The 11,959-nt window shown below is 67.7% G+C and carries 10 protein-coding genes; 3 read left to right on the top strand and 7 right to left on the bottom strand.

The genetic code is table 11. The features are described from left to right. Positions 1–3: 3 nt before the first annotated feature. From MKK63_RS28990 to MKK63_RS28960, 7 genes are all read right to left on the bottom strand, one after another. Complete coding sequence (locus MKK63_RS28990) at positions 4–459, bottom strand: proton-translocating transhydrogenase family protein (protein WP_243919588.1); 456 nt, start codon at positions 457–459, stop codon at positions 4–6. Positions 460–483: 24 nt separating this feature from the next. Then, positions 484–1,707, bottom strand: coding sequence for a Re/Si-specific NAD(P)(+) transhydrogenase subunit alpha (locus MKK63_RS28985; RefSeq protein WP_244007644.1), 1,224 nt, complete (start codon positions 1,705–1,707; stop codon positions 484–486). A gap of 208 nt (positions 1,708–1,915) precedes the next feature. Continuing rightward, positions 1,916–2,209, bottom strand: a complete 294-nt coding sequence (locus tag MKK63_RS28980) for an aa3-type cytochrome c oxidase subunit IV (RefSeq protein ID WP_244007642.1) — start codon at positions 2,207–2,209, stop codon at positions 1,916–1,918. Between the two features lie 121 nt (positions 2,210–2,330). Further along, positions 2,331–3,692 carry an ABC1 kinase family protein gene (locus MKK63_RS28975; protein WP_244007640.1) on the bottom strand — a complete coding sequence of 454 codons (1,362 nt, stop codon included), beginning with the start codon at positions 3,690–3,692 and terminating at the stop codon, positions 2,331–2,333. 85 nt (positions 3,693–3,777) lie between these two features. Next, complete coding sequence (locus MKK63_RS28970; protein ID WP_244007638.1) at positions 3,778–4,182, bottom strand: type II toxin-antitoxin system death-on-curing family toxin; 405 nt, start codon at positions 4,180–4,182, stop codon at positions 3,778–3,780. Then, the gene (locus MKK63_RS28965; RefSeq protein ID WP_243919684.1) at positions 4,179–4,403 is read right to left on the bottom strand and encodes an AbrB/MazE/SpoVT family DNA-binding domain-containing protein; all 225 of its coding nucleotides are present in this window, start codon (positions 4,401–4,403) and stop codon (positions 4,179–4,181) included. The genes MKK63_RS28970 and MKK63_RS28965 overlap by 4 nt, the downstream gene beginning before the upstream one ends. A gap of 64 nt (positions 4,404–4,467) precedes the next feature. Next, complete coding sequence (locus tag MKK63_RS28960; RefSeq protein ID WP_244007636.1) at positions 4,468–6,339, bottom strand: M3 family oligoendopeptidase; 1,872 nt, start codon at positions 6,337–6,339, stop codon at positions 4,468–4,470. 248 nt (positions 6,340–6,587) lie between these two features. On the opposite strand from MKK63_RS28960, the gene MKK63_RS28955 reads away from it, so the two are divergent. The 3 genes from MKK63_RS28955 (at position 6,588) to MKK63_RS28945 (ending at position 11,950) form a co-directional block, all read left to right on the top strand. Further along, positions 6,588–8,072, top strand: a complete 1,485-nt coding sequence (locus MKK63_RS28955; RefSeq protein WP_244007634.1) for a sigma-54-dependent transcriptional regulator — start codon at positions 6,588–6,590, stop codon at positions 8,070–8,072. A 243-nt stretch (positions 8,073–8,315) separates the two neighbouring features. After that, entirely contained in the window at positions 8,316–10,298 is a 1,983-nt protein-coding gene (locus MKK63_RS28950) for a murein L,D-transpeptidase (RefSeq protein WP_244007632.1), read from the top strand. 152 nt (positions 10,299–10,450) lie between these two features. After that, positions 10,451–11,950 carry a DUF882 domain-containing protein gene (locus MKK63_RS28945; protein WP_244007630.1) on the top strand — a complete coding sequence of 500 codons (1,500 nt, stop codon included), beginning with the start codon at positions 10,451–10,453 and terminating at the stop codon, positions 11,948–11,950. Positions 11,951–11,959: the final 9 nt, after the last annotated feature.

The raw sequence follows: 11,959 nt of genomic DNA, 5'->3' as shown, positions 1-11,959 counted from the left end.
AGCTCAGCCCTTCTTCTTGTACATGCTGAGCATGCGCTGCGTGACGAGGAAGCCCCCGAAGATATTCACGCTGGCAAGCACGATGCCGATGAAACCAAAGAACCGGGCGATCCCGGTTCCCTTCTCGATCAGCGGCACGCCGACAGCGAGGATCGCGCCGACGATGATCACCGAGGAGATCGCATTGGTGACCGACATCAGGGGCGTGTGCAGGGCCGGGGTCACCGACCAGACCACGTAGTAGCCGACGAAGATCGCCAGCACGAAGATCGCGAGCCGGAAGACGGTGGGATCGACGGCGCCGCCCGTGGCTGCGCTGAGACCGTGACCCATGCCGTCGGCGATGAACTGCGCCTGGTTGGCGGCGTTCTGCGCCACCGCGGCGGCGGCGCGGGCGGCGTCGGCCAGCACGCGGGCCTGATCGGCCGCTTGGTCGGGAGGGACGATGACGGTTGCCATTCTGCTACTCCTCGCGACGGAAGCTTAGTGCGCGCTCGAGGCGGCGGCGGAACCCTTGCCGGCCTCGGACTTGGCGAGGCCCACGGAAGCGGCTTCCGAGGCGGGCCCATCGGTCTTGGACTGGAAGGAGGCGTGCACCACTGCGCCGTCGCGGGTAAGATTCGTGGCCTTCACCAGCTCATCGTCCCACTTGATGTTCAGCGCCTTCGACTCCTTGTCGATCAGCGTTTCGACGAAGGCGTAGAGATTGCGCGCGTAGAGGCTCGAGGCCGTGGCGGCGAGCCGCCCGGGCACGTTGAGATGCCCGACGATCTTCACGCCGCGCTCCGTGGTGACGATCTCGCCCGGCTTGGCGCCGGCGACATTGCCACCGCGCTCGACCGCAAGATCGATCAGGACCGAACCCGGCTTCATCGAAGCCACCATCTCCTCGGAGACGAGCTTCGGCGCCGGGCGACCCGGGATCAGCGCGGTGGTGATCACGATGTCCTGCTTGGCGATGTGGACCTTCACAAGCTCCGCCTGCTTGGCGCGATAGCCTTCCGACATCTCCTTGGCGTAGCCGCCCGCGGTCTCGGCCTGCTTGAACTCGTCGTCCTCGACGGCGACGAACTTGGCGCCGAGCGATTCGACCTGCTCCTTGGTGGCCGGACGCACGTCGGTCGCGGTCACGACCGCGCCGAGACGCCGGGCCGTGGCGATGGCCTGGAGCCCCGCGACGCCGACGCCCATCACGAAGACGCGGGCGGCCGGCACGGTGCCGGCGGCGGTCATCATCATCGGCATGGCGCGGCCATACTCGGCGGCACCGTCCACGACCGCACGGTAGCCTGCGAGGTTCGCCTGGGACGACAGCACGTCCATCACCTGGGCCCGGGTGATGCGCGGCATCAGCTCCATCGAGAAGCCCGCGATGCCGGCATCCGCCATCGCTTTGAGGGCATCTTCGTTGCCGTAGGGGTCCATGATGGCCACCACGGCGGCGTCGCGCTTGAAGAGGGGTAGTTCCTCGGGGCTCGGCCGACGGACCTTCAGCACGAGGTCGGCATCCCGCGCCGCGTCTTCGGCGCTTCCCGCGACCGTCGCGCCGGCAGCCTCATATTCGTCGTCCAGAATGCCGGCCTTCGTGCCCGCACCGGACTGCACCACCACGTCGGCGCCCAACGCCTTGAATTTCTTGACAGTCTCGGGAACCGCAGCGACGCGCGGTTCCGCGGAGTCCGTCTCGGACAGCACAGCAATACGCATGCGCGGATTCCCCTGAACAAGCTCGGCATTCCGAATGCGCGAACCCGCGCGGCTTTACGAGATGCTAAGCTTCAAGTCTGCGATGAAAACGGTGGGAATGTAACTTGTGCTCAATCTAATTGCACGCCGTGCACAAGTAAGCCGCTTCGCAGGGCGCGAGCGGGTCACGATACGGCAAGACCGGTCCAATGGACCGACCGGAATACGCTCAGGCAAAGAAGAGGTAGAGAAGAAGCAGGACGGCCACGACCAGGGGACCCCGCCATCCGACGGCCGGGGCCACCGCACCGATTGCACCGGCCGCGCCGGACGCGATCACGCTGAGGATGGCCAGGAGCCACGCTTCGCGAATGCCGCCGATCGCCAGGGCCAGGACCCAGCAGATAACGACCCCGCTGCCGATCTCGACGAAGCGGACGAAGCCGCGATAGGTCTGCTCGTGGGTCTTTGCGTCCATCGCCGGGCTGTAGGTGTGTCCGGCCACCGTCTCACTCTCAGCCATCGTGCGCTCGTATCCCTAAGACGCGACTTCTTGCGGTCACGGTGGGATGTAACGCAAGCGCCTATCTGCCGCAATCGGACGCACGCAATTGATCGACGCCCGATAGGGGTCGCGGGCCGTCTCAGGCGGGCTCCGGAAGCCCAGCAGCGGCCAGGGCTTGGCTCTGACGCTGCGTGAGTTCATCCAGCGAAAAGTGCTCGATCTCCGCCTCAAACAACCTGTGGTAATTGAGCTCCGACCGCAAATGGAGAAAGACGGCGCCAAGACCAACGGCGGCGCGGTCCATGAAGACGAATTCCTGCGGGACAGTCACCGGCCCGCGCTCCTTGAGGGCCTGATGCACCTCAAACGCCTGCCGTCGGCCGTACTCGCCCGGCTTCACGCCGTCGGCGACGGTGCGGGTGCGGTCTTCGAGAAGCGGCCCGTAGATGAACCGAGCCCAGATATTCAGGATCTCGATCTTCTCCTTGTCGAGGGCCTTGAAACCCCAGACCTCGTAGGCGTGCACGATGCGCGCCGTGTCGTTCTCCAGCAGCCCCCGGTAGAGGTTCACCACGCCGCCGACGAATCGCGGGTGGAAGATGCGCACGCAGCCATAATCGAGCAGGTTGATGCCAGCGGCCTCCCCGCCCTCGGAGAACACCGTGTAGTTGCCGAGATGCGGGTCGCCATGGATCACCGCAGCGCGGCTGAACGGGTGCCACCACGCCTTGAACATCGCCTGAGCGATACGGTTGCGGATCTCGACCGGCTCATCGGCGAAGCCCAGGATCCTGTCGCCGTCCAGCCATCCGAGCGTCAGCAGGCGCTTGGTCGAGAGTTCGGGGAACACCTCGGGGACGCGTACCGCCGCAATATCCTTGAGTACGGCGCTGTACAGGGCGGCGTGCTTTGCCTCGCGCTCGTAATCGAGCTCTTCGCGCACACGCGCGCCGATCTCCTTCGCGATCTCCCGCGTGTCGAGCCAGGAATTCATCCGGCGGTGGAGCGCGAACGCGACCTCGAGCTGCTTCAGATCGGCCTCGACCGCCGATTGCATGTCCGGGTATTGCAGTTTGCAGGCAAGCCGTTCGCCGCCCTTGCTGGTTGCGCGGTGAACCTGGCCCAGGGAGGCCGCGGCGGCCGGCTTCAGGTCGAAGCTGCCGAAGCGGTCCTGCCACCCGGCTCCCAGCTCGGACTGCATCCGGCGTCGGACGAACGCCGCGCCCATGGGCGGTGCATCGGCCTGGAGCTTCTGCAACTCGGCTGCGTATTCAGGCGGCAGCAGATCCGGCACGGTGGCCAGCAACTGCGCGACCTTCATGATCGGTCCCTTCAGACCGCCTAGCGCCTGCGCCAGGGCGGCGGCGTTGGTGGTCCCCTCCTTGCCGAACAGCCGGGCCATCGCCATCCGGGCGGCGACGCCGCCGACATTGGCACCGACGCTGGCATAGCGGCCCGCACGGGCGGAGAAGCGGTTCGCTTCGCGGTCGATCTCGGCCATGTCTCGATCTGCTCGTCTGCTGCCACGAAGCAGATATGCCGCGCCGGGGCGGACACCAGGGGCGTGGGGCCCTGCGCCGCGGGGCTCAGGCCGGCCAGTTGTCCCGGATCCAGCGGATGAGACCGGCTTCGTCGATCTCGCCGGCGGCGAGGCCCCGGATCATCAGCACTGCTTCCGCTTCATCGGCAACGAAATCGATGTCGTTCATCCCGAGAAACGTCACGAGCGCCAGAAGTGCGGCTCGCTTATTGCCATCGATGAACGGATGGTTCTTGGCGATGCCGAACGCGTATGCAGCGGCCAATTCGGCGAGATCGATTTTTTCGGCGTCTTCGGCATACGCGACCCGATTCTTTGGTCTCCCGAGCGCGGACTCGAGAGCGCCCTCGTCGCGCAAACCCGGCGGGCCGCCGAAGAGCCGGAGCTGCTGAGCGTGAATGGCCTGAACGAGATCGCTCGTGAGCCACTCGATCTCCTGACCGAAACTCATTTTGCGAGTTCCGCCAGGGCATTGCGATAAGTCTTCATCGCCTTCTCGGCGATTTTCATGCCCTTCTCGAATGCCGGATCGTAGGGCGACAGCCGAACGGAGCCGTCCGCATTCTCTGTGACGTACAGCCAATCGCCCTGGGTCAGATTAAGCTGGCCCAGGAGTTCCTTCGGCAAGATCAGTCCGGTCGAGTTGCCGACACGCTTGACTTCGAGCTTCATCATCAACCCCTGGATGTTATACATTGAGTATAACATCCAGGATGTCGTTCTGGAAGCGGTTCTGTCAGGCCTGCCCTTCCATCCCTTCCAGCTCCACGATCATCCCCTCGATCATGCCGAGGCCGATCTGCCAGAAGCCTGGATCCTTCGCGTCGAGGCCGAATGGCGCGAGCAGCTCGCCGTAGGGTTTCGAACCGCCGGCCGCGAGCAGCGCGAAGTAGCGATCGACAAAGCCAGCCTCGGCCTTCGCATAGACCCCGTAGAGCGAGTTCACGAGGCAGTCGCCGAACGCGTAGGCGTAGACGTAGAACGGCGAGTGGATGAAGTGCGGGATGTAGGCCCAGTACGGCTCATAACCCGCGTCCAGCGTGATCGCAGGTCCGAGCGATTCCGCCTGCACCGACATCCACAGGGCGTTGATCTGGTCGGTCGTCAGCTCCCCCTTGGCGCGGGCGAGATGCACCTTCCGCTCGAACGAGTAGAACGCGATCTGGCGCACCACCGTGTTGATCATGTCCTCGACCTTGGCGGCGAGCATGGCCCGGCGCTGGGTCGTGTCGGTCGTGGCAGCGAGCAGCTTGCGGAAGGTCAGCATCTCGCCGAACACGCTCGCGGTCTCGGCGAGCGTCAGGGGCGTGGGCGCCATCAGCGCGCCGTTGGGGCCGGCGAGGACCTGATGGACGCCGTGACCGAGTTCGTGGGCGAGCGTCATCACGTCCCGCGGCTTGCCCTGGTAGTTGACCAGCACATAGGGATGGGCCGAGGGCACGGTCGGGTGCGCGAAGGCGCCGGGGGCCTTGCCGGGCCGGGTCGGCGCATCGATCCAGCGCTCGTCGAAGAAGCGCTTGGCGATGCCCGCCATCTCGGGCGAGAAGGCGTCGTACGCCGACAGCACCGTGTCGCGCGCTTCGATCCAGGGGATCGTGCGCTGCTCGACCTTTGGCAGCGGTGCGTTGCGATCCCAATAGGGCAGCGTCTCCTGCCCGAACCACTTGGCCTTCAGCTTGTAATAGCGGTGCGACAGACGCGGATAGGCCGTCCGCACGGCATCGACCAGCGCCTCGACCACCTCGGGCTCGACCCGGTTGGCGAGGTGACGGGCCTCCGCCACGTCCTTGAAGCCGCGCCAGCGGTCGGAAATCTCCTTGTCCTTGGCGAGCGTGTTGGTGATCAGCGTGAACACCCGGAGCTGCCCGCGCAGCACCGAACTGATCGCGCCGGCAGCCTCCTTGCGGACCGCGCCGTCGGAATCCTGGAGCTTGTTGAGTGTCGGCTCCAGCGGCATCTCCTCGCCCTGCACGGTGAAGCGCAGCGACGCGATGGTCTCGTTGAACAACCGGTCCCAGGCGGCATTCGCGGTGACCGACTTCTCCAAGAAGAGCTTCTCGGTGCGGTCGTCGAGCTGGTGCGGCTTCTCCCGGCGCAGGTCTTCGATCCACGGCGCGTAATGGGCCAGCGGTCCCTGCGCCATCGCGGCGTCCAGCACCGCATCCTCGGCCCGGTTCAGTTCGAGGGCGAAGAACAGCAGGTCGGCCGAGGCGTTGGTCAGGCGTTCGCGCGTGTCACCGTAGAACTTGGCCCGGGCCTCGTCGGTCGTGTCGCCGGAATAGACGAGACCGGCGAACGACATCAGCTTTCCGAGCAGGTCCTCGATTCCCTCATAGGCCCGTACGGCCTCGGCAAGGCGCACGGAGGCGTCGGGCCCGGCGGCGATCTCGGCGATTCGCCCGGCATAAGTCTCGGAGAAGCGGCGGCACTCCTCCTCGGCCCGGGTCATGTCGGCGGAGAAATTCGGGTCGTCGAGGCCGGCGTAGAGGTCCGTCAGGTCCCATTCGGGAAGAACACCGAGGTCGGCCGCCTTCGCGGCGGCGCGCGCGGCGCTCACGCCTTCGGGCAGACGGACGATCACCGGCGACGCGGTGGGGCTCGGCATCATGTCGTGCGTTCCTTTCACGGGGAGTTGGCTCCGTAGCCTGATATCGAGTGGGCCGCCACGCGTTCAACGCGGCGGGTTGGCGGGGCGCGCGACCTCGATCCGGCCGGACAGTGCAAACGTCGTTAAGCGGCACTTTACGTCTGTGGTTCACCCTCCGGCTCGAAACGAAACAGCTGCCGAATCGGAGCAGGTGTCCGGGATCGCTCCCGCGTCGCCGGCCCGGTCCGCGTGCCCGTCAGGGAGCCGCCATGTCCACCACCGTGCTCATCGTGGACGACGATCCGGTTCAGCGGCGCCTCGCCGAAGCGGCGGTGCGCCGCTTCGGCTTCGAGGCCCGCGTGGTCGAGAACGGCGCCGACGCGCTGATCGTGCTCAAATCCGAGGGTGCCGATGTGGTGCTCCTCGATCTCGTCATGCCGGGGCTCGACGGACTCGGCGTGCTGGCCGAGATGCGCAAGAGCGGACTTGCGACTCCCGTCATCGTGCAGACCTCCAACGGATCAATCGACGCGGTCGTCTCGGCCATGCGGGCCGGGGCGGTCGATTTCGTGGTCAAGCCCGCAGGCGCCGAGCGGTTGCAGGTCTCGATCAAGAACGCGCTGCGAGTCGATACGCTGGAGGAGGAGGTGCGCCGCATGCGCCGCCGCGCCTCCGGCGTCCTGACCTTCAAGGACCTCGCCTCCAAGAGCCCCGACATGGAGCGGGTCATCCGCCTCGCCGAGCGAGCTGCGAAATCCAACATCCCGGTGCTGATCGAGGGGGAGTCCGGCGTCGGCAAGGAGGTGCTGGCCCGGGCGATCCAGGGATCGGGCGACCGGCGCGGCAAGCCGTTCGTGATCGTCAATTGCGGGGCGATCCCCGAGAACCTCGTGGAATCGACCCTGTTCGGCCACGAGAAGGGGGCGTTCACGGGCGCCACCGAGAAGCATGCCGGCAAGTTCGTGGAGGCTTCGGGGGGCACCCTGTTCCTCGACGAGATCGGCGAACTGCCCCTCGACGCGCAGGTGAAGCTGCTGCGCGCCCTGCAGGAAGGCGAGGTCGATCCGGTCGGGGCCAAGCGTCCGGTCCGGGTCGATATCCGCCTCGTCTCGGCCACCAACCGCTCGCTCCTCGATCTGGTGAAGCAGGGCAAATTCCGCGAGGATCTCTATTACCGCCTCAACGTCTTCCCGATGACCCTGCCGCCCCTGCGGGCGCGCCGGGAGGATATCCCGGATCTCGTCCGCTCCTTCTGCGCGCGCTTCTCCGCCGAGGAGAGCAAGCGCGTACGGGCGATCACCCCCGAGGCGATGGCGCTCCTGACCCGCTATCCCTGGCCGGGCAACGTCCGGCAGCTGGAGAATGCGCTGTTCCGGGCCGTGGTGCTGGCCGACGGCGACGAGCTGACGGTGACCGAATTTCCGCAGATCGCCGCGCAGGTTGAGGGGTTCGACGTCCGGATCCCACCCGTCCCCATGCAGGCGCAGATGGCCGCCTATGCCCCGGAGCCCGTGCGCGAGATCGTTCGGGTCGAGGTGCGCGATCCGCACGCCATGTCGCTTGTCGCCGAGGAGACCGGCGAGATGAAGCCGATGGATGTGCTGGAGGCCGAGATCATCCGCTATGCGCTGCAATTCTACCGGCAGCGCATGTCTGAGGTGTCGCGTCGTCTTGGGATCGGCCGGTCGACCCTGTACCGGAAGTTGAAGGACCTCGGTCTCGAAGGCGACGAGAAGAGCGAGGACGCCGCCTGAGCCGATTGCGCGTGCGCTAGCACACCGGGCGAATACGCCACATCCGCGCGCAGCGGAATCTCGACACAGCTGCGCAATACGGATCGAACATTCTCGAAACAGAAATATCCGATCGCTCAATGATCGGTCGGCCCTCTCCAACCAAGCCTTCGACTTGATGGACTGCGGTTGCTGAACGCCACGCTTGCGCGGATAATCACAATCTGCGCGTGCGGTCCTGTCGCCGCTCCCCGGGAGAACACGATGCGCGTCCCGCGCTCAAGCCTCATGGCGTTGGCCGCCCTCTTGACCGGAACGGTGGCGTCGGCCGCTCTGGCTGCCGATACGGCGGCGCTCGACACCTCCGTCGCCGGGCCGGTCGCGGTGTCGCCCTCGCCGACCCCGCCGCCGAACGCGGCCCCGGCTGCGCTTCCGGACTACAAGCCCGAAGCCCCCGCCGCCGAGCCGGCGCCCGCCGCAGCCGCGCCCGTGGCCCCGACCGATCCCCTGGGCGCGGCCGTATCGGCCCGCCTTGCCGATCCGGCGCCGTTGCTGTTGCGCGTGACGACCAAGGAGCGCGACGCCATCCGCGCGTTCTACGAAGCCCGCGCCGGCAAGCCCCTGTGGATCGCCGACGGCGCGTGGACCGAGGCCGCCAAAGCCGTCGCGGCCCGACTGGCGGCGGCCGGAGAGGACGGCCTGGACGCCAGCGCCTACACGATCCCGAACCTGCCTGGGAAACCGGACGAGAAAGCGGTCGCGGATGCCGATCTGCGCTTGTCCGCAGCGGCCGTGCTGTACGCGCGCGACGCCCGGGGTGGCCGTGTCAATCTCGCCGCGATCTCACGCCTGATCACGCCGCATCTCGACCTGCCGGCGGGGAACGACGTGCTGACCAAGCTCGGTGACGCCGGTGCGAAGGCCGGCGATGTGCTCGAGGGCTACAATCCGGCCACGCCGGGCTACCGCGCACTTAAGGCCCGGCTCGCTTCCCTGCGCGGTCCGGCGCCGGCCGCCGTCAAGCCGCTGCGGCTGCCTTCCGGCCCAGCCCTGCGCCTCGGCATGCATGATCCCCGCGTTCCGCTGCTGCGCGCGCATTTCGGTTTGGACAGCCGCCCGACCGGGACATTCGACCAGGGCCCCGGCGAGCCGGACACCTACGATTCCACCGTCGCCGACGCGGTGTCCAAGTTTCAGCGCGGCCGGGGCCTGCCCGCCACCGGCATCCTGAACGTCCAGACCGTGCTGGCGCTTGCCGATGCCGGCCGGAGCGCGCGTCCGACCGGCAGCGAGGCCGAACTGATCGTCAACATGGAGCGGTGGCGCTGGCTGCCGGGGGATCTCGGCCCGGACTACATCCTGGTCAACGTGCCGGAATATCGCCTGCGGGCCTATCGCGGCGGCGTCCTGCGCGACGAGGCCCGGGTCATCGTCGGCAAGCCCGACTCGCGCACGCCGCTGTTCTCGGGGCTGATGGAATACGCGGTCGTCAACCCGTCCTGGTACGTGCCGCCCTCGATCCTCAAGACGATGGCACCGAAGCTCGCCGGCTACGGCGGCAAGACCTGGGGCGGCTACGAGGTGGTCCGCCGCGGCGGGCACATCTCGCTGCGCCAGCCCCCGGGAGAGCGCAATGCGCTGGGCTTCATCAAGTTCATGTTCCCGAATCAGCACGCGGTCTACCTGCACGACACGCCGAACCGCTCGCTGTTCTCCGCTGCCAAGCGCGACTTCAGCCACGGCTGCGTGCGCGTGGACGACCCGTTCCGCCTCGCCGACGCGGTGTTGCCGGACTGGTCCGAGGAACGCCTCAAGAAGCTGATCGGCAAGGGCGAGCGCACGCTCCGGCTGCCCGAGAAGCTTCCGGTCCACCTCGCCTATTTCACGGCCTACATGGATGACAGCGGCACCTACCGCACGCTGCCCGATCTCTACGGCTACGACGCGCCGATGCGGGCGGCCCTCGGGCTGCCCGGCGGCGGCGGGGCGGCGATCGCCCGGCTGCCGGACGAAGCGCCCCGCCGCAAGGCCGAGGCCGTTCCGGCACCTCCGAAGGTTCACACCGCCCAGCGCCGCCCCGCCCATCGGCAGGTGGCCGACGAATGGCCCACCGGTCGCTACGAAGAGGCTGCTCCGCCACGGCACCATCTGCGCCGGGCCGCCCGCGCCGACGATGCGCCGGAATACGGTGAGCCCGGCCTATGGACCCCGGCGCCGCAGCCGGCCGGGCCTCGCAGCTACTGGTAGCCTTCGGCCAATCGGCGACCGAGATCGCAACTTTCACGTGCGCGGACACACATCCGGGCACGATTTCGCCACGGTCCAGCTTTAGCCGTTTCTGCCGATAGCCGGGCACGTTCCGAGCGAGCCGCAGCGGGCTGGAGAGGATCAGGACCGTCGTGCCGAGCCTTCCAACCCTCCGAAAGCTCGCCCTCGCCCTGTCGGGAATCGCGCTGGGAATCCTGGCCGGAACCGCCGAGACCGAGAACGCGGTCGCCAACGGCGATACCCGCGCGCTGACGATCTACCACACCCACACGCAAGAGAGCGCGACCATCACGTTCAAGCGCGACGGGCGCTACGACCGCGCGGCCCTCGAGCAGCTGAACTGGCTCCTGCGCGACTGGCGCATCAACGAGCCGATCAAGATGGATCCGCGCCTGTTCGATACGGTCTGGGAGGCCTATCGGCAGGTCGGCTCGGGACAGGCGATCCACATCGTCTCGGCCTATCGCTCGCCCGGCACCAACGCGATGCTGCGCCGCCGCTCGAAGATGGTCGCCGAATACAGCCAGCATATGCTGGGCAAGGCGATGGACTTCTATCTGCCGGACGTGCCGATCGACCGGATCCGCGAGGTCGGGCTCCAGATGCAACGCGGCGGCGTGGGCTGGTATCCGCATGCGGGCACGCCGTTCATCCACCTCGATGTCGGCTCGGTGCGGATGTGGCCGCGCATGACCCACGATCAGCTTGCCCGCGTGTTCCCGGACGGCAAGACGGTCCACCTCGCGAGCGACAACCGCCCCTTCCCGCGCTACGAGGAGGCGAAGGCCGAGATTCTGGCCCGCGGCGGTACCGTCGCCGGCATCACCACCCAGATGGCCGGCGGTGGCGAAGAGGAGGACGGACCGGGCCTGTTCGGCTTCCTTGCCAGCCTGTTCGGAGGCGGCCGATCCGAGCCGCCCGCTCCACCGCCGCCTGCGCCCGTGGCAGCGAAGACGCGTCGCGCCCCCGTTATCGCCGTGGCGAGTGCAGATCCGCAGGATACGGTCGGGACCCGCTCCGCCCTCGCCTACGCCGCGCCCGCTGCCGACGACGCCCTGCGCGGCTCTCTCGTCCAGCGCGAGCTTGCGAAGGCGCCGGATGCCAGAAATGTGGATGCGAAGGCCCTGCTCACTGCCGCACCCCCGGCCTCGAAGGCCGAGGAGGCCATCGCTGCCGTCGTGACGCCCCTTCCGCCGCGCCGACCGTCGGACCTCGCCACCGTCGTGGCAGCGCTCACGATGCCGCTGCCACCGCCGCGCCCGGTGCAGTTCGCCGCGCTGAACGGCGGCATGGCCAACCTTCCGGTCGCGACCGAGATCCGTGCGCTGGCGAAACCCTCGCCCGTCGAGCCAGTCCGGGCCCGCACCCTGGTCGCCCCGGATGCCGACGCCAAGTTGCAGCTGCGTGCCCTGTTCGAGACCGTCGCGGCCGGATCGGTGGCGGCACCCGCGAGCCGCGGCGCGCCTGTTCGGATCGCCACGACCCGCGTTCGCGACGCAGCGCCGGATGCCATCCTGGCTGCTGCGCCGGAGCGCACGACGACGCGGTTCAGTGCCCGCAGCCCCGGCGACGAGCTCGCGGCAGCCCGGTTCACCGGATCGGCGACACGGGCAGCGTCCGGGGGACGTTGAGTTGCTGAA

It is taken from the genome of Methylobacterium sp. J-088 (genome assembly GCF_022829295.1).
Classification (GTDB): domain Bacteria; phylum Pseudomonadota; class Alphaproteobacteria; order Rhizobiales; family Beijerinckiaceae; genus Methylobacterium.
Note: the sequence above shows the minus strand (reverse complement) of the source record. Positions and strands in the feature narration are given on the sequence as shown.